Raw genomic sequence first — 19883 nt, 5'->3', positions numbered from 1 at the left:
AGGGCACCGCGGCCGGAACCGCCGTGGAACTACTTCTCGTCGTCCTCGTCGTCACGCCCCAGCGCGTCCAGTGCGCGCTTGGTGACCTCGTCGACCGGGCCCAGGGCGGAGATCGTGGCGACCAGGCCCTGTGCCTTGTAGTAGTCGATGATGGGCTCGGTCTGCGTGTGGTAGACCTCGAGCCGCGTGCGGACGGTGTCCTCGGAGTCGTCGTCACGCTGGTAGAGCTCGCCGCCGCAGATGTCGCAGACACCCTCGGTCTTCGGCGGGCTGTACGTCACGTGGAAGACGTGGTCCGCCTTGTTGCGGCACAGCCGGCGGCCGGCGATCCGCTTGACGACCTCGTCCTCCGGGACCTCGAGGTCGAGCACCGCGTCCAGCTTGATCGTCTCGGCCTTCAGCAGCTCGTCGAGCGCCTCGGCCTGCGAGACGTTGCGCGGGAAGCCGTCGAGCAGGAAGCCGCCTGCGGCATCCTCCTGCTCCATGCGGTCCTTGGCCATCGCGATGGTCACCTCGTCGGGGACGAGGTTGCCGGCGTCCATGTAGGACTTCGCGAGTTTCCCGAGCTCCGTCTGCTGGCTGATGTTGGCGCGGAACAGGTCGCCCGTGGAGATGTGCGGGATCTTCAGCTCCTTGGCAAGGCGAACGGCTTGCGTTCCCTTACCGGCGCCAGGCGGCCCGACGAGGACGATTCGCATCAGCGGAGGAACCCTTCGTAATTGCGCTGCTGAAGCTGGCTCTCGATCTGCTTCACCGTTTCGAGGCCCACACCCACGATGATCAGGATGCTGGTGCCACCGAACGGGAAGTTCTGGCTTGCCCCAAAGCCAACCAACGCCATCGTCGGTACGAGAGCGATCAGGCCCAGATACAGCGAACCCGGCCAGGTGATCCGGTTGAGCACGTACGAGAGGTACTCAGCGGTCGGTCGGCCAGCCCGGATGCCCGGGATGAAGCCACCATACTTCTTCATGTTGTCGGCTACTTCTTCGGGGTTGAAGGAGATGGCGACGTAGAAGAACGCGAAGAAAACGATCAGCAAGAAGTACAGGGTGATGTAGATCGGGTGGTCACCCTTGGTGAGGTTCGTGCTGATCCACTGCTTCCAGCCCGAGTTGCCGCCGGCGAACTGTGCCACGAGCGCCGGGATGTACAGCAGCGACGAGGCGAAGATGACCGGGATCACACCGGCCTGGTTCACCTTGAGCGGGATGTAGGTGGACGTACCGCCGTAGGAACGGCGGCCGATCATGCGCTTCGCGTACTGGACCGGGATCCGGCGCTGGGCCTGCTCGACGAAGACCACCAGGGCGACCATGATCAGGCCGACCGCGATGACCGTGCCGAACTCGATCCAGCCGTCGGCCAGGGTGCCCGACTTCTTGATGGCCCACAGCGCGGACGGGAAGGTCGCGGCGATCGAGATGAACATCAGGATCGACATGCCGTTGCCGATGCCGCGGTCGGTGATGAGCTCACCGAGCCACATGACGACGGCCGTGCCGGCGGTCATGCAGATGACCATCGTGATGGTGGTGAAGATCGCCTGGTCCGGGACGATGCTGGAGGCGACCGTGCAGCCGGAGAAGAGGGCGCCGCTGCGTGCGGTGGCGACCAGTCCGGTGCCCTGCAGGATGGCGAGCGCCACCGTCAGGTAACGGGTGTACTGCGTGATCTTCGCCGTACCCGCCTGGCCCTCCTTCTTCAGGGCCTCCAGGCGCGGGATGACCACGGTCAGCAGCTGAAGGATGATGCTGGCCGTGATGTACGGCATGATGCCGAGCGCGAAGATCGTGATCTGGAGCAGCGCGCCGCCGCTGAACATGTTGACGAGACCGAACAGGCCCTGGTTGCCGGAGGCCTCGTTCACACACGTCTGGACGGCCTTGTAGTTGACGCCGGGGATCGGGATATGGGTGCCGACCCGGTACACCACGATGATCCCGAGCGTGAAGAGCAGTTTCTTGCGCAGGTCGGGCGTCCTGAACGCCCGGGCGAACGCGGTGAGCACGGTGCCTCCTGCGACCCCCGCGCAACTGCGTCAAGGGTGACGGTCTGAGGTTCGACGAATAGAAAAAGAGAACAGCGCTGGCCACCTTACCGGCGACCACGCCCCCCTAGGAACGACCAACCGGGGATACCCCATTGTGAGGTATCCCCGGTCGGGAGTTGCTTACGTCATCGAGACGTCCGAGAGACTCAGACGAGCTCGGTGACGGTGCCGCCGGCAGCGGTGATCTTCTCCTTGGCGGAGCCGGAGACGGCGTCGACCGTCACCTGCAGCGCCACGGAGACCTCACCCTGGCCGAGGACCTTGACGAGGCTGTTCTTGCGAACGGCACCCTTGGCGACGAGACCCTCGACGGTGACCTCGCCACCCTCCGGGTACAGCGCGGCCAGCTTGTCGAGGTTCACGACCTGGTACTCGGTCTTGAACGGGTTCTTGAAGCCCTTCAGCTTCGGGAGACGCATGTGGAGGGGCATCTGGCCACCCTCGAAGCGCTCCGGAACCTGGTAACGGGCCTTCGTACCCTTGGTACCACGACCGGCCGTCTTACCCTTCGACGCCTCACCACGACCGACACGGGTCTTGGCGGTCTTGGCGCCGGGGGCCGGACGGAGGTTGTGGATCTTGAGCGGGTTCTGCTCCGCCATGATCAGTCGACCTCCTCGACCGACACGAGGTGGCGGACGGTGTGCACCATGCCGCGGAACTCGGGGCGGTCCTCCTTGACGACCTGCGTGTTGATGCCCTTGAGACCAAGGGAACGCAGGGTGTCACGGTGGTTCTGCTTGCTGCCGATGTAGGACTTGACCTGCGTGATCTTCAGCTGCGCCATCACGCACCCACTCCGGCGCGGGCACGCAGCAGAGCCGCGGGCGCGACGTCCTCGAGCGGCAGGCCACGGCGGGCCGCGACCTCCTCGGGACGCTGCAGGCCCTTCAGGGCCGCCACGGTCGCGTGCACGATGTTGATCGCGTTGTCGGAGCCGAGCGACTTCGACAGGATGTCGTGGATACCGGCGCACTCGAGCACGGCACGCACCGGACCACCGGCGATAACGCCGGTACCCGGGGACGCGGGCTTGAGCAGCACGACGCCGGCAGCCTTCTCACCCTGGATCGGGTGCGGGATGGTGCCCTGGATGCGGGGGACCTTGAAGAAGTGCTTCTTGGCCTCCTCAACGCCCTTGGCGATGGCGGCCGGCACCTCCTTGGCCTTGCCGTAACCGACACCCACGGTGCCGTCACCGTCGCCCACCACGACCAGCGCGGTGAAGCTGAAGCGACGACCACCCTTCACAACCTTGGCGACGCGGTTGATCGCGACGACGCGCTCAACGTACGCGGTCTTCTCGGCGGCAGCAGCGCCGCCGTCACGGCCCTTCCGGTCCCGCCGCTCGCCGCCACCGGCACCGCTGCCGCGGCGCTGGGGTCCAGCCATTGGATTACCTCTCTCTTTCCGCTAGCTACAAGCGGCTCAGAACTTGAGCCCGGCCTCGCGGGCGGCGTCCGCCAGGGCGGCGATGCGCCCGGCGTACTGGTTGCCACCACGGTCGAACACCACGGCCTCGACACCGGCGGCCTTGGCACGCTCGGCGACCAGGGCGCCGACCTGCTTGGCCTGCGAGGACTTGTCGCCCTCGCCACCACGGACCGACACGTCCAGAGTGGACGCGGAAGCCAGGGTGTGGCCCTTCAGGTCGTCGATCACCTGCGCCACGATGTGGCGGTTGGAGCGGGTAACGACCAGACGGGGACGCTCCGCCGTACCGGAAATGTTCTTGCGGATCCGGATGTGGCGGCGCTTGATCGCGGCGCGCTTGTAGGCGTCGCCCTTGAGGATCTTCTGTCCGTATGCCATGGCTTACTTACCCGCCTTTCCGACCTTGCGGCGGATGACTTCGCCCTCGTACTTGACGCCCTTGGCCTTGTACGGGTCGGGCTTGCGCAGCTTGCGGATGTTGGCCGCGACCTCGCCGACCTTCTGCTTGTCGATGCCCTCGACCGAGAAACGGGTCGGAGCCTCGACCTTGAAGGTGATGCCCTCGGGGGCCTCGACCAGGATCGGGTGGCTGTAACCGAGCGCGAACTCGAGGTTCGAGCCCTTGGCGGTCACGCGGTAACCGACACCGCTGATCTCGAGCTTCTTCACGTAACCCTGGGTCACGCCGGTGATCATGTTCGCCACCAGCGTGCGGGACAGGCCGTGCAGGGCCTTGCTCTGACGCTCGTCGTTGGGGCGGGTCACCGCGAGAGTGCCGTCCTCGCCCTTGGCGATGTCGATCGGAGCCACGATGGTGTGGGTCAGCTCGCCCTTGGGGCCCTTGACCTGCACCGTGCGGCCGTCGATGGTGACGTCCACGCCGGCGGGAACCGCGATGGGGAGCTTGCCGATACGCGACATAGCTGTTTCCTCCGTTCCCTTCTGCTACCAGACGTAGGCGAGGACTTCCCCACCCACGCCCTTCTTGCCGGCCTGCTTGTCGGTGAGGAGCCCGTGCGACGTGGAGATGATCGCCACGCCGAGGCCGCCCAGCACCTTCGGCAGGGAGGTGGACTTCGCGTACACCCGGAGACCGGGCTTGGAGATCCGCTTGATGCCCGCGATGGAGCGCTCACGGTTGGGACCGAACTTCAGGTCCAGGACGAGGTTCTTGCCGACCTCGGCGTCCTCGACCTTCCAGCCCGTGATGAAGCCCTCCTGCTGGAGGATCTCCGCGATGTGAGACTTGATCTTGGACGCCGGCATCGTCACGGAGTCGTGGTATGCCGAGTTCGCGTTCCGCAGACGCGTAAGCATGTCTGCGATCGGATCAGTCATGGTCATGAATTGGCCTTCGGCCTCTCTCGCCGGGGTTTCCTGGTGCGCCATCCCTCTCCCCGATCCGAGACGGGACGGGTGCGGCGCGGTGGACCTACGGCGTAGTAAGCAAACATTTGTGGGCCCTGCCCACGGGCGTACGGGCGACCGTCAGGCGCCCAACCCTCCAAGCCTAAGCCATGGAGAGCAGGGCACCTGACACGCCCATTGCTTACCGAGAGCTTCCGGAATCCCTAAAAGCGGGGATTACCAGGAGCTCTTGGTCACGCCCGGCAGCTCGCCACGGTGAGCCATCTCACGAAGGCACACGCGGCACAGGCCGAACTTGCGGTACACGGAGTGCGGACGGCCGCAGCGCTGGCAGCGCGTGTAGCCACGCACACCGAACTTGGGCTTGCGAGCAGCCTTGGCAATCAGAGCCTTCTTCGCCATCTCGCTCACGCCTCCTTGAACGGGAAGCCGAGGTGACGAAGGAGCGCGCGGCCCTCAGCGTCGTTGGTCGCCGTGGTGACCACGGTGATGTCCATGCCCCGGGTACGGTCGATCTTGTCCTGGTCGATCTCGTGGAACATGACCTGCTCCGTGAGACCGAAGGTGTAGTTGCCACGGCCGTCGAACTGCTTGGGGGACAGACCACGGAAGTCGCGGATGCGCGGAAGCGCGAGCGACAGGGTGCGGTCCAGGAACTCCCACATGCGGTCGCCACGGAGCGTGACGTGGGCACCGATCGGCTGGCCCTCACGCAGCTTGAACTGCGCGATGGACTTGCGGGCCTTGGTGACCTGCGGCTTCTGACCGGTGATGGTGGTCAGGTCGCGGATCGCGCCCTCGATCAGCTTCGAGTCACGGGCGGCGTCGCCGACACCCATGTTGACCACGATCTTGACGAGGCCGGGGATCTGCATGACGTTCTCGTACTTGAACTCGTCACGCATCTTGCCCGCGATCTCCTCGCGGTACTTCAGCTTCAGACGCGGAGCAGTGGTGGTAGCCATCAGATGTCCTCACCCGTCCGCTTGGCAACGCGGATCTTGTTGCCTTCGTCGTCGAAGCGGTAACCGACACGCGTGACAACCTTGTTGCCGTCCTTCTCAACGACCAGCTGGACGTTGGAGACGTGGACGGGCGCCTCGGTCGTGACGATGCCGCCGGCCTGGGAACCGCGAGCGGTCGGGCCGGCCTTGGTGTGCTTCTTGACCCGGTTGACACCCTCGACCAGGACACGGTCCTCGCGGGGGTAGGCCGCGATGACCTTGCCCTGCTTGCCCTTGTCCTTGCCGGTGATGACCTGGACCAGGTCGCCCTTCTTGATCTTCATGCTTACAGCACCTCCGGAGCCAGCGAGATGATCTTCATGAACTTCTTCTCGCGCAGCTCACGCCCGACCGGGCCGAAGATGCGGGTGCCGCGAGGGTCGCCGTCGTTCTTCAGAATGACGGCGGCGTTCTCGTCGAAGCGGATGTACGAGCCGTCCGGACGGCGGCGCTCCTTGACGGTGCGAACGATGACCGCCTTGATGACGTCACCCTTCTTCACGTTGCCGCCGGGGATCGCGTCCTTGACGGTGGCGACGATGACGTCACCGATGCCCGCGTAGCGGCGACCGGAGCCACCGAGCACACGGATGCAAAGGATCTCCTTCGCACCAGTGTTGTCGGCGACGCGCAGTCGCGACTCCTGCTGGATCACGTCTATCTCCTGTGTGTCTGCCGGTTCCCCGGGAGCCGCTCAGCGGAGCGGCTCCCGGAGCCTGGCGGAACTGTCCTGCGAGGGATGCCCCGCAGGAGATTTACTTGGCCTTCTCGAGGATCTCGACGACGCGCCAGCGCTTGGTCGCCGACAGCGGACGGGTCTCCATCAGGAGAACCCGGTCGCCGACGCCGGCAGCGTTCTGCTCGTCGTGCGCCTTGAGCTTGTTCGTACGGCGGATGACCTTGCCGTACAGCGCGTGCTTGACGCGGTCCTCGACGGCGACGACGACGGTCTTGTCCATCTTGTCGCTGACGACGAGACCCTCACGGGTCTTGCGGAAGCTGTCGCGCGCCGCAGTGTTCTCAGTCACGTTGCTCTCGCTCATCAGGCGCTCTCCACCGTTTCGATGCCCAGCTCACGCTCGCGCATCAGGGTGTAGATCCGCGCGATGTCCTTGCGGACCGCCTTCAGACGGCCATGGTTCTCAAGCTGTCCGGTCGCCGCCTGGAAGCGGAGGTTGAACAGCTCTTCCTTGGCCTCGCGGAGCTTGCCCAGAAGCTCCTCGTTGCCCAGCTCGCGCAGCTCGGACGCCTTGGTACCGGCCGACATCACGCTTCACCTGCCTCGCGCTTGACGATCCGGCACTTCATCGGCAGCTTGTGGGCTGCGCGAGTGAGGGCCTCACGGGCGATCTTCTCGTTGGGGTACGACAGCTCGAACATCACGCGTCCGGGCTTGACGTTGGCGATCCACCACTCCGGGGAGCCCTTACCGGAACCCATGCGGGTCTCGGCGGGCTTCTTGGTGAGGGGACGGTCCGGGTAGATGTTGATCCAGACCTTGCCACCACGCTTGATGTGACGCGTCATGGCGATACGAGCGGCCTCGATCTGACGGTTCGTCACGTACGCCGGGGTGAGCGCCTGGATGCCGTACTCGCCGAACGCAACCGTGGTGCCACCCTTGGCAGCGCCGCTGCGTCCCGGGTGGTGCTGCTTGCGGTGCTTGACCCTACGGGGGATCAGCATGTCGGTCAGGCCTCCGTTCCGGTGCTCTCAGCCGGAGCGGCGGCGGGGGCCTCGGCCTTGGGGGCCTCGGCGCCGGCAGCCTGCTGCGGCTTGCGACCGCGCCGCTCGCCACCGCGGCCACCACGGGCCGGGCGGTCGGCAGCGCCGCCACCACGGGCCGGGCGGTTGCCGGCACGGGCTGCGGCGTTCTCGGCGCGGACCTCGGCGATGTTCTTGACGTCGCCCTTGTAGATCCAGACCTTCACACCGATACGGCCGAAGGTCGTCTTGGCCTCGAAGAAGCCGTAGTCCACGTTCGCGCGGAGCGTGTGCAGGGGCACGCGGCCCTCGCGGTAGAACTCCGAGCGGGACATCTCGGCGCCGCCGAGGCGGCCACCGCACTGGATCTTGATGCCCTTGGCGCCGGCCTTCATCGCCGACTGCATGCTCTTACGCATGGCGCGGCGGAAGGAGACGCGGGAGGAGAGCTGCTCGGCGACGGCCTGAGCGACCAGCTGAGCGTCCGTCTCGGGGTTCTTGACCTCGAGGATGTTCAGCTGGACCTGCTTGCCCGTGAGCTTCTCGAGGTCACCGCGGATGCGGTCGGCCTCGGCGCCACGGCGGCCGATGACGATGCCCGGACGCGCGGTGTGGATGTCCACACGCACACGGTCACGGGTGCGCTCGATCTCCACCTTCGAGATACCGGCGCGCTCCATGCCGGACGTCATCATCCGACGGATGGCGACGTCTTCCTTGACGTAGTCCTTGTACAGCTTGTCGGCGTACCACCGGGACTTGAAGTCCGTGGTGACACCGAGCCGGAACCCATGCGGGTTAACCTTCTGGCCCATTACCGGGTTCCTTCCTTGCTGCTGACGACCACGGTGATGTGGCTGGTCCGCTTGCGGATCCGGTAGGCACGGCCCTGGGCACGCGGACGGAACCGCTTCAGGGTCGGGCCCTCGTCGACGTACGCCTCGGAGATGAAGAGGCTGTCGGCGTCGGTGTGGTCGTAGTTGTGCGCGGCGTTGGCGATGGCGCTGTCGAGCACCTTGCCGACCGGCACGGAGGCTGCCTGCGGAGCGAATCGCAGAACAGCCTGAGCCTCCGTGGCATCCATGCCACGGATAAGGTCCACCACGCGGCGGGCCTTCATGGGCGTAACGCGGATGTACCGCGCCTGGGCCCTGGCTTCCATGGTTGTCCCTCTCAGTTACTTACGTGTCTGAATGCGATCCGCTACTAGCGGCGCTTCGACTTCCGGTCGTCCTTGACGTGGCCCCGGAAGGTGCGGGTCGGCGAGAACTCGCCGAGCTTGTGGCCGACCATCGACTCGGTGACGAACACCGGGATGTGGGTCTTGCCGTTGTGCACCGCCAGGGTGTGACCCAGCATGGCCGGGACGATCATCGAGCGGCGGGACCAGGTCTTGATGACGTTCTTGGTGCCGGCTTCGTTCTGGGCGTCCACCTTCTTGATCAGGTGGTCGTCGACGAAGGGCCCCTTCTTCAAGCTACGCGGCATCTCAACCCGTCCTTAGCGCTTCTTGTTCGTCTTGCGGCGGCGGACGATGTACTTGTTCGACGCCTTCTTGGGCGAACGAGTACGGCCTTCCTTCTTGCCCCACGGGGACACAGGGTGGCGACCACCGGAGGTCCGGCCCTCACCACCACCGTGCGGGTGGTCGACCGGGTTCATCACGACACCACGGACGGTCGGGCGGACGCCCAGCCACCGCTTACGGCCGGCCTTGCCCCAGTTGATGTTCGACTGCTCGGCGTTGCCGACCTCACCGACGGTGGCGCGGCAGCGCGCGTCCACCATGCGGATCTCGCCGGACGGCATACGGAGGGTCGCCATGGCGCCCTCACGGGCGAGCAGCTGCACCGAGGCACCCGCGGAGCGGGCGAACTTGGCGCCACCACCGGGACGGAGCTCGATCGCGTGGATCGTGGTACCGACCGGGATGTTACGGAGGGCCAGGTTGTTGCCCGGCTTGATGTCGGCCCCGGGACCGTTCTCCACGGTGTCGCCCTGCTGCAGGTTGCGCGGGGCGAGGATGTAGCGCTTCTCGCCGTCCGCGTAGTGCAGCAGCGCGATGCGCGCGGTGCGGTTGGGGTCGTACTCGATGTGCGCGACCTTCGCCGGCACGCCGTCCTTGTCGTGACGACGGAAGTCGATCACTCGGTAGGCGCGCTTGTGTCCGCCACCCTGGTGGCGAACGGTCACACGACCGGCGTTGTTACGGCCGCCCTTGCTGTGCAGCGGGCGGACCAGCGACTTCTCCGGCGTGGACCGCGTGACCTCGACGAAGTCGGCGACGCTGGCGCCACGACGGCCCGGCGTAGTCGGCTTGTACTTGCGGATTCCCATTTCTCAGTCCTCGTCCGATATCGGACGATCCGACCCGCTTACGCGGTCGGACCGCCGAAGATGTCGATACGGTCGCCCTCGGCGAGGGTCACGATCGCGCGCTTGGAGCCCGCGCGCTGACCGAACCCGGTCTTGGTGCGCTTGCGCTTGCCCTGGCGGTTGAGGGTGTTGACCCCGGTGACCTTGACCGAGAAGACCGCCTGGACGGCCTGCTTGATCTGGGTCTTGTTGGCGCCCGGGGCGACGACGAACGTGTACTTGTTCTCGTCCAGGAGCGCGTAGCTCTTCTCCGAGACGACCGGCTTCAGCAGGACGTCACGGGGGTCCGTGTACGACTTGCTGATCGGCGTCTCGACGGTGTTCTTGCCCTCGGCCTCGTGGCGGCGCGCCTTGGCGACGCGCGCGGCCTTGGCGGCCTTGGCGGCCTTCGAGGCGATGCTCGGGTGACGGGTAGCCATCAGACCTCGGTCCCTTCGGTGTCGTTGGCCTTCGGGCCGGCGACGAAGGACTCGAGAGCGGCCTGGGTGAAGACCACGTCGTCCGAGACGATCACGTCGTACGTGTTCAGCTGGCCCGGCTCCAGGATGTGGACCTGGGGCAGGTTGCGGGCGGAGAGCCACGCGGCCTCGTCGGCGCGGTCGACGACCAGGAGCAGGTTCTTGCGCTCCGAGATCTTGCCGAACAGCGTGCGAGCGGCCTTGGTGCTGGGGGTCTCGCCCTCGATCACGCCGGTGACGACGTGGATGCGGTTGTGGCGCGCCCGGTCGGTGAGGGCGTGACGCAGAGCGGCAGCCTTCATCTTCTTGGGGGTGCGCTGCGAGTAGTCACGCGGCTGCGGGCCGTGGACGACGCCACCGCCGGCGAACTGCGGGGCGCGGGTCGAGCCCTGACGGGCGCGGCCGGTGCCCTTCTGGCGGTAAGGCTTCTTGCCACCACCACGGACCTCGCCACGGGTCTTCGTCTTGTGCGTGCCCTGACGGGCAGCGGCGTTCTGCGCGACGACGACCTGGTGGATCAGCGGGATGCTGACCTTCTCCACGCCGAAGATCTCCGCGGGGAGCTCGACGCTACCGGTCTTCTCGCCGGCAGGCGAAAGGATGTCAACAGTGCTCATCGGTTACCTCAGGCCCCCTTGGCCGCGGTGCGGACCAGGACGAGGCCGCCGTTCGGACCGGGAACCGCGCCCTTGATGAGCAGCAGACCCTTCTCCGCGTCAACGGCGTGGACGGTCAGGTTCTGGGTGGTGACACGCTCGTTGCCCATACGACCCGCCATGCGGAGGCCCTTGAACACGCGGCCCGGGGTGGCGCAGCCACCGATGGAACCGGGCGAGCGGTGCTTGCGCTGGGTGCCGTGACCGGCGCCGAGGCCCTTGAAGTTGTGACGCTTCATGACACCGGCGAAGCCCTTGCCCTTGCTCTTGCCGGTGACGTCGACCTTCACGCCGGCCTCGAAGACCTCGGCGGTGACTTCCTGGCCGAGCGTGTACTCGGAGGCGTCCGCCGTGCGGATCTCGACAAGGTGGCGACGGGGGGTGACGTCGGCCTTCGCGAAGTGGCCCTTGAGGGGCTTGTTCACCTTGCGCGGGTCGATCTCGCCGAAGGCGATCTGGACCGACTCGTAGCCGTCGACGTCGTTGGTACGGACCTGGGTGACGACGTTGGGGCCGGCCTTGACGACGGTGACCGGAACAACACGGTTGTTCTCGTCCCACACCTGCGTCATGCCGAGCTTCTCGCCCAGGATGCCCTTGATCTGCTTAGCCATTCTCAGATCACCGGCCCTCAGAGCTTGATCTCGATGTCGACACCGGCCGGGAGGTCGAGTCGCATCAGGGAGTCAACGGTCTTCGGCGTCGGGTCGAGGATGTCGATCAGGCGCTTGTGCGTGCGCATCTCGAAGTGCTCGCGCGAGTCCTTGTACTTGTGCGGCGACTTGATGACGCAGTACACGTTCTTCTCAGTGGGCAGCGGCACCGGGCCCGCGACCGACGCACCAGTGCGGGTCACCGTCTCGACGATCTTCTTCGCCGAGGAGTCGATGACCTCGTGGTCGTAGGCCTTGAGCCGGATGCGGATCTTCTGTCCCGCCATGGCTACTCAGTAGTCCTGTCTCTGTAACGCTCTGGAACCCGGCGGATTCCTTCTGCTGCCTTCGTTTCTCCGACCCACGCGGTCGGGCGTGTCGCGCTCCCGCTGACACAGATGCCCCTTGTTCGAACATCCCTGCGGGGAATGCACACGGCCCTTCCGGAACCGCAAGCCGGGGGCGGAAGGCCCACCGGGCGCCTGGCCGGTGCTGCACCACACTTCCCGAAAGATTCCCGTACGTCCGCCCCAGCGCTGCCGTGAGGCAGTTAGGACGACGAGTACTGTGGGACTCGCTTTCGGTCCTCCCGGCGGGAGGCGCGCAGCATCAACACTCGACCGAGCAACTCCGACAGTCTGCCATAGAGGGCGGGGGGCTGGCCAATCGGGGGCCGGAGAGCATACCCCGGGGGTGACGCACGTCAAACAGGGGTCCGGTTCGGCGCCCTCACGGCATTCTTCCGGCGGCATGTGGACAGCCTCACGGCATGCCGGACACCGCACTGCTCATCATCGACATGCAGCGCGCCATGCTCAGGGACGCCCATGACGGCGAGGCCTGCCTGAGCACGGTCGCCGGACTGGCGGCACGGGCCCGCGCCGCCGGCGTACCCGTCGTCTATCTGCGCCAGCGCTTCGACCAGGTGCCCGCCGAGTGGCTGGAGGTCCACCCCGCGCTGGCACCCGAGCCGGGGGACCTGGTCCTCGACAAGGACAGCGCGGACTCCTTCCTCGGTACGACGCTCGGCGAGGTCCTGGCCGAGCGGGCGGTCCGCCGTCTCGTCGTCACCGGCTACGCCTCCGACTACTGCGTCGACTCCACGAGCCGCAGCGCCCTCTCCCACGGCTACGACCTCGTCCTCGTCGCCGACGGCCACACCACGATCGAACGCCCGCCCGACACCGTCCCGACAGCCGCCCAGATCGTCGCCCACCACAACGGAATCTTCTCCGTCATCCAGTACGCACACCGCTCGTCCACGGTGACCCCGGCGGCGGAGATCCGGTTCTCCGCCGCGCCTCCGTCATGAACCGGCAGGCAAAGGAGAGATTAATTCCAGGTGATTCCGCATGGACGGGGTGCGAAATTCCTCCTTGCGTCCAGCTGTGAGCAGGCCTTTCGGAACATTTTCGTAGCCTGTGACAATCTCTGACCCTGGCTTTACCATCGCCCAATGCGCATTTCCGAGGTCGAAGCAGCCAACGCCCGCATGCTGGCCCACGCACCATCGGTCCGGCCCGTCACCACCGGCGACATCATCCGTGTGCACCGCAAGAAGTTCCCGTATCGCGGCTTCGTGGAGATCGAGTCGCCGTACTGTCCGCCGTTTGTGATGTTCTGCGTGAACGACGATGCGGTGGCCATGGACACGCTGTGGAACGGGACGTTCGGCTACGAGCCCGGCACCCTCGCCACCTGGTCGCGGCTGGCCGCGCGGAGCACGACCATCGCCGATGTCGGCGCGCACGTCGGGTACTTCTCGATGATCGCCGCGCACGCCAACCCGAAGGCGAAGGTGCACTCCTTCGAGCCGGTCGACCAGATCCACGCCCGGCTGTCGGTGAACGTCCGCTCCAACGGCGTCCAGAACGTCAGGCTCCACCAGGCCGGCGTCTCCAGCGAGCCCGGCTGGGCCGAGATCAGCGTCCGTTTCTCCGGGAACCTGCTCTCCACCGGCTCCACACTGGAGGGCGGCGCCGCCCCCGACGCCCAGCAGAAGCGCATCCAGCTGCTCACCCTCGACGAGGTGTTCGCCGAGACGAAGCTGGACCTCGTCAAGATCGACGTGGAGGGGCACGAGATGTCGGTGCTGCGCGGCGCCCGCCAGGTGCTGAAGCGCGACCGGCCGACCCTGGTGATGGAGGCCCTGGTCGACGCCTCCCTCGACGAGCTGATCGCCGAGTTCGAACCGCTCGGCTACGACGTCCACTGGATCGCCGAGCACGACGGCGCACTCGTGCCCTGGCAGGAGCCCCGGCCACCGCACACCCGCAACCTGCTCTTCGCACCCCGGCGCTGAGGCTGTCCCCACCCCCGGCCCACCCGTCTGCCGGATGGTCGCGCCCTCCCGGCGTCCGGCACCGTGAAGGACGCAAGCGTCAGTCACGTGTGGGTGGAAGGACGTCATCGTGCGCACCGCCGTCGGGACCGCAACTCTTCTCCTCGCCCTCGCCGCCCCCAGCGCCGGCGGACCACCCGGCACCGCAGTGGGTCTGTGGCGCACGGACGGCTACGGGACCGTCCTCGCCGTCGACGGGCAAGGGCTGTGGGAGTACCAGACGACCGCGATCAGCTGCCTCAAGGGGGACTTCGCCGGGGTGGCCGCAGAGCAGGGGACGTACGACGCCGACGGCGTCCTGCTCACCCTGCGCCCCGCGGCCGACGGCGAGCACGCCCGGTTCAGCGCCGACAGCTCGGTTGGGCACCGGCGGCTGCGGCGCGTCGGCGCCCTGCCCGCCGCCTGCACCCGCCCGCCCTCGGCCGACTCGCGCACCGCCTTCGACGTCTTCTGGCAGACCTTCGAGGAGAACTACCCCTTCTTCGCCGCCAAGGGCGTCGACTGGCACGCCGTGCGCGACCGCTACCGGCCGCTGGTCCACCGGGACACCACCCGCGCCGAACTCTTCGACCTCTTCAGCCGCATGATCACCCCGCTCCACGACGCGCACGTCCTCGTCCAGGACGGCGGCCGCCACTACGGCACCGGCCGCCCGGGAACCGTCCTGCCGACCGGAGAACTCAACGACAAGGTGAAGAAGTTCGTCGTGGACCGCGATCTCCAGGGCGTGCGCAACCGGCAGGACTTCGCCGCCGGGCTGCTCACCTACGCCGACCTCGACCACCACCTGGGCTACCTCCGGATCGCCACCTTCGACGGCTACGACCCGGACGATCCGTCGTACACCGCCCAACTCGCCGAACTCGACCGGGCGTTGGACACCGTCCTCTCCCCCGCCCGGACCCGCGCTCTGCGCGGCCTGATCATCGACCTGCGCGTGAACGGCGGCGGCTCCGACGCCCTCGGCATCCGCATCGCCGAACGCCTCACGGACACGCCGTACATCGCCTACTCCAAGCGCGCCCGCAACAACCCGGCCGACCCGACCAGGCACACCCGACCCGAGCCCATCCCGGTCACCCCCGCGCACGCCCCCCGCTACACCGGCCCGGTCGCCCTCCTCACCGGCGGCTCCACCGTCAGCGCCGGCGAGACCTTCACCCAGGCCCTGATCGACCGCCCCGGCCGAACGGTCCGCATCGGCCGGGCCACCCAGGGCGTCTTCTCGGACGTCATGACCCGCACCCTCCCCGACGGCATGGCGGTCTGGCTCCCGAACGAGGAATACCTGACACGGACCGGCCGCACCTTCGACGGCAGTGGAATTCCGCCGCACATCGCCGAACCGGTCTTCACCGACGAGGAGTTCGCGAAGGGGCGGGACTCGGCGTTCGACCGGGCGGTGCGTCTGCTGGGCGGCGGAGTGTGAGGGCCTCGGAACACCCGGTCTTTTCCCGGGGCCGTCCTGGATAATTCCAGCGGCCGGAAATCCGGCGGTTGCAGATACGGGGGTTGCAGATACGGGGGTCGGAAATCCGGGCGCTGGAATTCCGACGGCTGGAATTCCAGCGGCTGGAAATCCGGCGGTTGGAAATCCGGCTGTCCCGGCAGAAGGGCCCGGGTCAGAGTCTCCGGCTCTCCAGCGGCCCCAGATACGTCGGTGTCAGCCCGCCCGTGTCGATCAGCAGCCGCTGCACCACCACCGTCGGGTCGACCGCCCAGAACGTGAGGCGGTGGACCCCGGCGGAGGCGAGGGTGTGGCGGGTTGCCGAGCGGTTGACGTTGTCGGAGGTGTTGCGGGCCCAGACCGTGTTGAGCAGGCCGTCGTCCGCGCCCGCGGTGATGTCGACCGGATGGGGCTCGTCCCCGTCGAAGGACACGGCGTAGTGCAGCCCGGCCGTGGGCAGGGTCGGGTTCCGCGGGGAGAGGTACGCCCATACCGTCACCTCCCCCGCCGCCAGCAGGCTCACCTCGTACTCCAGCCGGGGCCAGGCGGAGACGGAGGCGGCCCAGCCACCCGTCACCGGCCAGGCCGTCATCCCCGCCCCGGTGCGGCCGATCCCGGCCAGCCGGCGCCACTGCCCGGCCGCGCGGTCGTAGTGGTCGGCGTCGATCGCCACATAGCCGCCCGCCTCGACGAAGCCCCGCAGCGCCCGGCGCGAAGGGGGCCGCTCCGCCACGCACCCCACCGTCACCGACTCCCCCGCCCCGCTCACCGTCAGTGTTCCGGAGGACCGCCCGGCCGGCGCCCGTGACCAGTCCACCCGCACCTCCAGCCTGACCTGGCGCGTCACCCGGCCCCGCGGGCGGTCCACCACCAGCCACGGCACCGAGGCCGTCACCCGGTAGTCGAAGGGGGTACGGCCCCGGTTGAACACCTCGACGAACTGCTGCGGCCGGGTCTGGTACGGGCTGAACGACGGCAGTGCCGTGGCCGGTTCGTCGCCGTCCACCGAGACTCCCAGCCCCGCCGCCTCCGGCACCTCGATCCGCCGTACCGCCGGGAACAGCACGTCCGGCAGCGCCACGTTGTCCTTCTCCGGCTGCTGCCAGGGCGCGTTGGGGCCGTAGCGGTCCACGTCGCCGTAGTCGATGTGGGGCTGGGTCTGGAAGCCGCGCCATTTGCCGCCCGCCACCCGGGAGTTGAAGCGGTCGGCCAGGGCTAGGTCCGCCGCCAGGCCGGCCTCGGCCGCCGTCGCGAGGTCGTTCGTGGCGGCCCGGCCCTCCCGGGCGTAGCGGAGGTTGGTGAACTCGGCCTCGCGCAGCGCGTACAGGTTCGCGGTGGCCGCCACCTCGTAGCCGACCAGCTCGAACCACGCGTCCTGGGCCGCCTCGGGCAGCCCGCGGCCGATCCGCGCCGCGCGTCGTCCCAGCTCCCGCCACTCCCCCGTGACCCGCTCCAGTTCCCGGTGGCCGAAGGCGAAGGGCGTCTGCTGGTCGTCGTAGACCACCTGGCCGTCGGCGGCGAGCGTGATCCGGCGGTTCAGCAGCTCCGGTTTGCGGCGGGCCTGCAACCGGCCGTACTCGGCGAGCAGTTCGGCCACCTCGCCGGCCGCCGCGGCGCCGAAGTTCTGCCGCGCGTAGCGCCGTTCCCACTCGCCCAGGCGGTCGAAGCTCCAGCGCTCCGGATCCCAGGCGTAGTCGAGGAAGAACTCGGTCGGCAGTTCGTTGCCCTTCAGGTCGCCGACGTTGGCCACCCACAGGCCGTGGTTGCCGTACGCGTGCGCCTGGTGGAGCTGGTCCCAGACGTTGCGGAGGTTCGCGGTGTCGACCCACTTGTAGTTGCGGCCGGCGCCCACGTAGTCGAAGTGGTAGTAGAGGCCGTATCCGCCGCCGCGCGGCTCGGCCGGGGAGGGGTGCTTGCGGATGTTGCCCCAGTTGTCGTCCGTGAGGACCACGGTCACGTCGTCCGGGGCGCGCAGGCCGCGGTCCCAGTAGCGCTGGACCTCCTTGTAGAGGGTCCACACCTGCGGGGTCTCGGCGGCCGGGCGCCCCGTCACCTCCTCGATGATCTGCCGCTGGGCCGCGATGATCTCCTGCATCAGTTCGATGCCGTCGCCGTCGGGGAGGCCGGTGTCACCGTTGCCGCGCATGCCGAGGGTGACCACGCCCTCGAAGCCCTCGTCGACCATGCGCTGGATGCCGGCCCGCCAGTAGGCGCGGATCGCCTCGGCGTTGCGGAGGTAGGACCATTCGCCGGTGCCACCGTAGGGGTCGGTGCCGCCCGTCGCGTGGCGGTTCCACTCCTCGATCCCGCGCATCATGGGCGCCTCGTGAGACGTGCCCATGACAACACCGTAGGCGGCGGCCCGCCGGTGGTTCTCCGGGTCGTCCTCCGCGAACGCCCGCCCCCAGACGGCCGGCCAGAGGTAGTTGCCCTTCAGCCGCAGCAGGACCTCGAAGACCTTCGCGTAGAAGTCCGCGTTGAAGCCGCCGGGGTAGCCGGGGGCCTTGCCCGGGCCGAAGTACGCCGGGGCCCAGGTGCCGAGCGCCGGGTTCTCGTCGTTGACGAAGAAGCCGCGGTACCTCACCGCCGGGGTGCCCTGGGTGTGGCGGCCCGGCAGCACCCACACCTCGTCGCGGTGGACCGGGGGCACATCGTCCCACCAGTGCCAGGGCGAGACGCCGATGCCGTACGAGACGTCGTACGCCCCGAAGATCGTGCCGCGCGGGTCGCTGCCCGCGATGACGAAGGCCTGGTCGACGCCGGGCAGCGGATGGTCGACCACCGCCTGCAGCGAGGTCTCCCAGCGGCCCCGGACCCCCGTCACGTCCAGCTTGCCGGCGGCCACCAGGCCGTCGATCAGCGGGCTGCGGCCGATCGTGCCGACGAGGACCGCGCGGCGGGCGATCCCGGTGGCCGGGCGCACCCCGGTCACCCGCTCGATGTCGTCGCGGAGGTCGCCGGCCACCCGGACGACTCCGGGGTGGTCGTCGGCGCTCACCACGACCGGGGCGCCGACCAGCGGGAACGCCCCGCCGGTGAAGGAGATGTACGCGCCGGGATCGGTCGCCCGCGGTGCGCCGTCGCCCCCGGCCCACGCGACGCCCGACGACAGCACGGGCACGGCGGCCAGCCCCGCACCCAGGACGGTCCTACGACGCACGGACATGCCTCAGCCCTCCACCCGAATTTGGTCAGCGGCATGACAAATAGTGGGGCGAGGGGTCCCTGGTGGGAACGGGTCGTACGCGACGAATACTTTCGAAGCGGTGATGTCGGACCGGGCCGGTAGCCTCCGGCCATGACGACCCGTACGACGCCGCCTCGCCCCCTGGACATCACCGCGGTCTTCCCCGAACTGGCCCCGCTCGCCCGCACCGCCGTACGCCTGCATCCCCGTGCCGGTGCGCCCACCGCGGCCGGCAGTTCCGTCGGCGGACCCCTGCTGTGGCCGGCCGAGGAGCCGTGGCCGACCTGTCCGGAGCACGCGGGTCCCTGGCAGCGCGGCGTGGCGCCGGACGACGTACACGTCGGCCGGCGGGTCCTGCGCGAGGCCTGGGCCCGGCCGCGCGCCGAGGGCGCCGACCTGTTGACCGAGGAGGAGCGCGCGCTGGTCGACCGGGGGACCGAGCCGCACCGGACCGCCCTGGACGGGCCGGTGCCGCTGGTGCCGGTCGCGCAGATACGTGCCGCCGACGTGCCGGCACTGCCCCGGCCCGAGGGCACCGATCTGCTCCAGGTGCTGTGGTGCGCCTTCGACCACCCCGAGGACGACTACTCGCCGAGGGTCGAGCTGCGCTGGCGCAGGGCCGCCGATGTCGTGCCCCCGCTCGCCGCTCCCCTGCGGCCCGCCGTCATCGGCAACGACGACTACCTGCCCGAGCCGTGTGTGCTGCACCCCGAGACCGTCACCGAGTACCCGGCCCCGCACGAGCTGCCGGAGGAGCTGGCGGACCGGATCCACGCGTGGGAGGAGGGCATCGAGGGGGAGGACGAGGAGCCGGGGGTCTGCTACCAGTACGACCTGGCCGTCGCCCCGGGGTGGAAGCTCGGCGGACACGCGCCCTGGAGTTTCTCCGACCCGTTCCCCATGGCCTGCGCCGAGTGCGGCGCCGGGGTGCGGCCCCTGCTCACCATCGACGGCACCGAGTGGGACGGCGGCAGCGGCAGCTGGGCGCCGGTGGAGGACGCGGGGTACACCGGCTACCACTTCCTCGGACCGGCGCTGGAAACGCAGATCACCATCGGGCGCGGCTACAGCCTCCAGGTGTACGTGTGCGAGGCGTCGTACGACCATCCACCCGTGCAGAACATGCAGTGAGTTCCTGCCGAAGCAGCGAGAAGGCCCGTACGACCGGAGTCGTACGGGCCTTCTCAGACCTGCCTGGTCAG

At 68.2% G+C, this 19883-nt stretch carries 28 protein-coding genes; 4 read left to right on the top strand and 24 right to left on the bottom strand.

Annotation, left to right across the window (positions count from 1 at the left end):
• Positions 1-29 precede the first annotated feature (29 nt).
• The 23 genes from ACIPSJ_RS10295 to rpsJ form a co-directional block, all read right to left on the bottom strand.
• Positions 30-698: an adenylate kinase gene (locus tag ACIPSJ_RS10295; RefSeq protein ID WP_359210605.1), complete on the bottom strand. Its 669-nt coding sequence runs from the start codon at positions 696-698 to the stop codon at positions 30-32.
• On the bottom strand, positions 698-2011 hold the full coding sequence (secY, locus tag ACIPSJ_RS10290; protein ID WP_355720048.1) for a preprotein translocase subunit SecY: 1314 nt from the start codon (positions 2009-2011) through the stop codon (positions 698-700). The genes ACIPSJ_RS10295 and secY overlap by 1 nt, the downstream gene beginning before the upstream one ends.
• Positions 2012-2199: 188 nt before the next feature.
• Positions 2200-2655: a 50S ribosomal protein L15 gene (rplO, locus tag ACIPSJ_RS10285; RefSeq protein ID WP_030745257.1), complete on the bottom strand. Its 456-nt coding sequence runs from the start codon at positions 2653-2655 to the stop codon at positions 2200-2202.
• Positions 2656-2657: 2 nt separating this feature from the next.
• Positions 2658-2840, bottom strand: coding sequence for a 50S ribosomal protein L30 (rpmD, locus tag ACIPSJ_RS10280; protein WP_006140898.1), 183 nt, complete (start codon positions 2838-2840; stop codon positions 2658-2660).
• A complete protein-coding gene (gene rpsE / locus ACIPSJ_RS10275; RefSeq protein ID WP_355720042.1) occupies positions 2840-3445 on the bottom strand; it encodes a 30S ribosomal protein S5 in 606 nt (201 codons plus the stop codon). Before rpsE ends, rpmD begins: the two co-directional genes overlap by 1 nt.
• Before the next feature lie 36 nt (positions 3446-3481).
• Positions 3482-3865, bottom strand: coding sequence for a 50S ribosomal protein L18 (gene rplR, locus ACIPSJ_RS10270; RefSeq protein ID WP_355720039.1), 384 nt, complete (start codon positions 3863-3865; stop codon positions 3482-3484).
• Between the two features lie 3 nt (positions 3866-3868).
• The gene (gene rplF, locus ACIPSJ_RS10265) at positions 3869-4408 is read right to left on the bottom strand and encodes a 50S ribosomal protein L6 (protein ID WP_089099427.1); all 540 of its coding nucleotides are present in this window, start codon (positions 4406-4408) and stop codon (positions 3869-3871) included.
• Between the two features lie 24 nt (positions 4409-4432).
• Complete coding sequence (rpsH, locus tag ACIPSJ_RS10260) at positions 4433-4831, bottom strand: 30S ribosomal protein S8 (RefSeq protein ID WP_089099428.1); 399 nt, start codon at positions 4829-4831, stop codon at positions 4433-4435.
• Positions 4832-5071: 240 nt separating this feature from the next.
• Positions 5072-5257 (bottom strand): type Z 30S ribosomal protein S14, encoded by a 186-nt coding sequence (locus tag ACIPSJ_RS10255; protein WP_003948630.1) that lies wholly within the window; start codon positions 5255-5257, stop codon positions 5072-5074.
• Positions 5258-5262: 5 nt separating this feature from the next.
• On the bottom strand, positions 5263-5820 hold the full coding sequence (rplE, locus tag ACIPSJ_RS10250) for a 50S ribosomal protein L5 (protein WP_123974794.1): 558 nt from the start codon (positions 5818-5820) through the stop codon (positions 5263-5265).
• Entirely contained in the window at positions 5820-6143 is a 324-nt protein-coding gene (gene rplX / locus ACIPSJ_RS10245; protein ID WP_030967306.1) for a 50S ribosomal protein L24, read from the bottom strand. The genes rplE and rplX overlap by 1 nt, the downstream gene beginning before the upstream one ends.
• 2 nt (positions 6144-6145) lie before the next feature.
• Positions 6146-6514: a 50S ribosomal protein L14 gene (gene rplN, locus ACIPSJ_RS10240; protein WP_003992364.1), complete on the bottom strand. Its 369-nt coding sequence runs from the start codon at positions 6512-6514 to the stop codon at positions 6146-6148.
• A gap of 100 nt (positions 6515-6614) precedes the next feature.
• Positions 6615-6902 carry a 30S ribosomal protein S17 gene (gene rpsQ, locus ACIPSJ_RS10235; RefSeq protein ID WP_123974795.1) on the bottom strand — a complete coding sequence of 96 codons (288 nt, stop codon included), beginning with the start codon at positions 6900-6902 and terminating at the stop codon, positions 6615-6617.
• Positions 6902-7126, bottom strand: a complete 225-nt coding sequence (gene rpmC / locus ACIPSJ_RS10230; RefSeq protein ID WP_030174543.1) for a 50S ribosomal protein L29 — start codon at positions 7124-7126, stop codon at positions 6902-6904. The genes rpsQ and rpmC overlap by 1 nt, the downstream gene beginning before the upstream one ends.
• The gene (gene rplP / locus ACIPSJ_RS10225; protein WP_007494765.1) at positions 7126-7545 is read right to left on the bottom strand and encodes a 50S ribosomal protein L16; all 420 of its coding nucleotides are present in this window, start codon (positions 7543-7545) and stop codon (positions 7126-7128) included. The genes rpmC and rplP overlap by 1 nt, the downstream gene beginning before the upstream one ends.
• A 5-nt stretch (positions 7546-7550) precedes the next feature.
• On the bottom strand, positions 7551-8378 hold the full coding sequence (rpsC, locus tag ACIPSJ_RS10220; RefSeq protein WP_046732371.1) for a 30S ribosomal protein S3: 828 nt from the start codon (positions 8376-8378) through the stop codon (positions 7551-7553).
• Positions 8378-8725, bottom strand: a complete 348-nt coding sequence (gene rplV / locus ACIPSJ_RS10215; protein ID WP_003974262.1) for a 50S ribosomal protein L22 — start codon at positions 8723-8725, stop codon at positions 8378-8380. The genes rpsC and rplV overlap by 1 nt, the downstream gene beginning before the upstream one ends.
• 44 nt (positions 8726-8769) lie before the next feature.
• Positions 8770-9051, bottom strand: a complete 282-nt coding sequence (gene rpsS, locus ACIPSJ_RS10210; RefSeq protein ID WP_003992359.1) for a 30S ribosomal protein S19 — start codon at positions 9049-9051, stop codon at positions 8770-8772.
• Positions 9052-9063: 12 nt separating this feature from the next.
• On the bottom strand, positions 9064-9900 hold the full coding sequence (gene rplB / locus ACIPSJ_RS10205) for a 50S ribosomal protein L2 (RefSeq protein WP_041665436.1): 837 nt from the start codon (positions 9898-9900) through the stop codon (positions 9064-9066).
• A gap of 38 nt (positions 9901-9938) precedes the next feature.
• On the bottom strand, positions 9939-10358 hold the full coding sequence (gene rplW / locus ACIPSJ_RS10200) for a 50S ribosomal protein L23 (RefSeq protein ID WP_189268840.1): 420 nt from the start codon (positions 10356-10358) through the stop codon (positions 9939-9941).
• On the bottom strand, positions 10358-11014 hold the full coding sequence (rplD, locus tag ACIPSJ_RS10195) for a 50S ribosomal protein L4 (protein ID WP_123974799.1): 657 nt from the start codon (positions 11012-11014) through the stop codon (positions 10358-10360). The genes rplW and rplD overlap by 1 nt, the downstream gene beginning before the upstream one ends.
• 8 nt (positions 11015-11022) lie before the next feature.
• Positions 11023-11667 (bottom strand): 50S ribosomal protein L3, encoded by a 645-nt coding sequence (rplC, locus tag ACIPSJ_RS10190; RefSeq protein ID WP_062706771.1) that lies wholly within the window; start codon positions 11665-11667, stop codon positions 11023-11025.
• Between the two features lie 17 nt (positions 11668-11684).
• Entirely contained in the window at positions 11685-11993 is a 309-nt protein-coding gene (gene rpsJ / locus ACIPSJ_RS10185; RefSeq protein WP_003948644.1) for a 30S ribosomal protein S10, read from the bottom strand.
• Positions 11994-12475: 482 nt separating this feature from the next.
• Between rpsJ and ACIPSJ_RS10180 the strand changes: the two genes are divergently transcribed.
• The 3 genes from ACIPSJ_RS10180 (at position 12476) to ACIPSJ_RS10170 (ending at position 15476) form a co-directional block, all read left to right on the top strand.
• Positions 12476-13018 carry an isochorismatase family protein gene (locus tag ACIPSJ_RS10180; RefSeq protein ID WP_359210590.1) on the top strand — a complete coding sequence of 181 codons (543 nt, stop codon included), beginning with the start codon at positions 12476-12478 and terminating at the stop codon, positions 13016-13018.
• 144 nt (positions 13019-13162) lie between these two features.
• Entirely contained in the window at positions 13163-14008 is an 846-nt protein-coding gene (locus ACIPSJ_RS10175) for an FkbM family methyltransferase (protein ID WP_359210587.1), read from the top strand.
• Positions 14009-14117: 109 nt separating this feature from the next.
• The gene (locus tag ACIPSJ_RS10170; protein WP_401344974.1) at positions 14118-15476 is read left to right on the top strand and encodes a S41 family peptidase; all 1359 of its coding nucleotides are present in this window, start codon (positions 14118-14120) and stop codon (positions 15474-15476) included.
• Between the two features lie 193 nt (positions 15477-15669).
• Here the strand turns inward: ACIPSJ_RS10170 and ACIPSJ_RS10165 are convergent, their stop codons facing one another.
• Positions 15670-18660: a glycosyl hydrolase 115 family protein gene (locus tag ACIPSJ_RS10165; RefSeq protein ID WP_401344972.1), complete on the bottom strand. Its 2991-nt coding sequence runs from the start codon at positions 18658-18660 to the stop codon at positions 15670-15672.
• Between the two features lie 132 nt (positions 18661-18792).
• Between ACIPSJ_RS10165 and ACIPSJ_RS10160 the strand changes: the two genes are divergently transcribed.
• On the top strand, positions 18793-19812 hold the full coding sequence (locus ACIPSJ_RS10160; protein ID WP_401344970.1) for a hypothetical protein: 1020 nt from the start codon (positions 18793-18795) through the stop codon (positions 19810-19812).
• Positions 19813-19883 lie beyond the last annotated feature (71 nt).

It is taken from the genome of Streptomyces sp. NPDC090088 (assembly GCF_044747345.1).
GTDB lineage: Bacteria > Actinomycetota > Actinomycetes > Streptomycetales > Streptomycetaceae > Streptomyces.
Note: the sequence above shows the minus strand (reverse complement) of the source record. Positions and strands in the feature narration are given on the sequence as shown.

What these genes read in the sequence shown, in the direction of transcription:
- rpsJ (WP_003948644.1), bottom strand. Translation starts at nt 11,993, where the DNA reads ATGGCGGGACAGAAGATCCGCATCCGGCTCAAGGCCTACGACCACGAG.
- ACIPSJ_RS10165 (WP_401344972.1), bottom strand. Translation starts at nt 18,660, where the DNA reads ATGTCCGTGCGTCGTAGGACCGTCCTGGGTGCGGGGCTGGCCGCCGTG.
- ACIPSJ_RS10175 (WP_359210587.1), top strand. Translation starts at nt 13,163, where the DNA reads ATGCGCATTTCCGAGGTCGAAGCAGCCAACGCCCGCATGCTGGCCCAC.
- ACIPSJ_RS10255 (WP_003948630.1), bottom strand. Translation starts at nt 5,257, where the DNA reads ATGGCGAAGAAGGCTCTGATTGCCAAGGCTGCTCGCAAGCCCAAGTTC.
- rpsS (WP_003992359.1), bottom strand. Translation starts at nt 9,051, where the DNA reads ATGCCGCGTAGCTTGAAGAAGGGGCCCTTCGTCGACGACCACCTGATC.
- rplD (WP_123974799.1), bottom strand. Translation starts at nt 11,014, where the DNA reads ATGAGCACTGTTGACATCCTTTCGCCTGCCGGCGAGAAGACCGGTAGC.
- rpsH (WP_089099428.1), bottom strand. Translation starts at nt 4,831, where the DNA reads ATGACCATGACTGATCCGATCGCAGACATGCTTACGCGTCTGCGGAAC.
- rplF (WP_089099427.1), bottom strand. Translation starts at nt 4,408, where the DNA reads ATGTCGCGTATCGGCAAGCTCCCCATCGCGGTTCCCGCCGGCGTGGAC.
- rplW (WP_189268840.1), bottom strand. Translation starts at nt 10,358, where the DNA reads ATGGCTACCCGTCACCCGAGCATCGCCTCGAAGGCCGCCAAGGCCGCC.
- rpsE (WP_355720042.1), bottom strand. Translation starts at nt 3,445, where the DNA reads ATGGCTGGACCCCAGCGCCGCGGCAGCGGTGCCGGTGGCGGCGAGCGG.
- ACIPSJ_RS10160 (WP_401344970.1), top strand. Translation starts at nt 18,793, where the DNA reads ATGACGACCCGTACGACGCCGCCTCGCCCCCTGGACATCACCGCGGTC.
- ACIPSJ_RS10295 (WP_359210605.1), bottom strand. Translation starts at nt 698, where the DNA reads ATGCGAATCGTCCTCGTCGGGCCGCCTGGCGCCGGTAAGGGAACGCAA.
- rpsQ (WP_123974795.1), bottom strand. Translation starts at nt 6,902, where the DNA reads ATGAGCGAGAGCAACGTGACTGAGAACACTGCGGCGCGCGACAGCTTC.
- ACIPSJ_RS10180 (WP_359210590.1), top strand. Translation starts at nt 12,476, where the DNA reads ATGCCGGACACCGCACTGCTCATCATCGACATGCAGCGCGCCATGCTC.
- rplB (WP_041665436.1), bottom strand. Translation starts at nt 9,900, where the DNA reads ATGGGAATCCGCAAGTACAAGCCGACTACGCCGGGCCGTCGTGGCGCC.
- rplX (WP_030967306.1), bottom strand. Translation starts at nt 6,143, where the DNA reads ATGAAGATCAAGAAGGGCGACCTGGTCCAGGTCATCACCGGCAAGGAC.
- rplC (WP_062706771.1), bottom strand. Translation starts at nt 11,667, where the DNA reads ATGGCTAAGCAGATCAAGGGCATCCTGGGCGAGAAGCTCGGCATGACG.
- rplP (WP_007494765.1), bottom strand. Translation starts at nt 7,545, where the DNA reads ATGCTGATCCCCCGTAGGGTCAAGCACCGCAAGCAGCACCACCCGGGA.
- rpsC (WP_046732371.1), bottom strand. Translation starts at nt 8,378, where the DNA reads ATGGGCCAGAAGGTTAACCCGCATGGGTTCCGGCTCGGTGTCACCACG.
- rpmC (WP_030174543.1), bottom strand. Translation starts at nt 7,126, where the DNA reads ATGTCGGCCGGTACCAAGGCGTCCGAGCTGCGCGAGCTGGGCAACGAG.
- rplO (WP_030745257.1), bottom strand. Translation starts at nt 2,655, where the DNA reads ATGGCGGAGCAGAACCCGCTCAAGATCCACAACCTCCGTCCGGCCCCC.
- rplV (WP_003974262.1), bottom strand. Translation starts at nt 8,725, where the DNA reads ATGGAAGCCAGGGCCCAGGCGCGGTACATCCGCGTTACGCCCATGAAG.
- rplE (WP_123974794.1), bottom strand. Translation starts at nt 5,820, where the DNA reads ATGGCTACCACCACTGCTCCGCGTCTGAAGCTGAAGTACCGCGAGGAG.
- rplR (WP_355720039.1), bottom strand. Translation starts at nt 3,865, where the DNA reads ATGGCATACGGACAGAAGATCCTCAAGGGCGACGCCTACAAGCGCGCC.
- rpmD (WP_006140898.1), bottom strand. Translation starts at nt 2,840, where the DNA reads ATGGCGCAGCTGAAGATCACGCAGGTCAAGTCCTACATCGGCAGCAAG.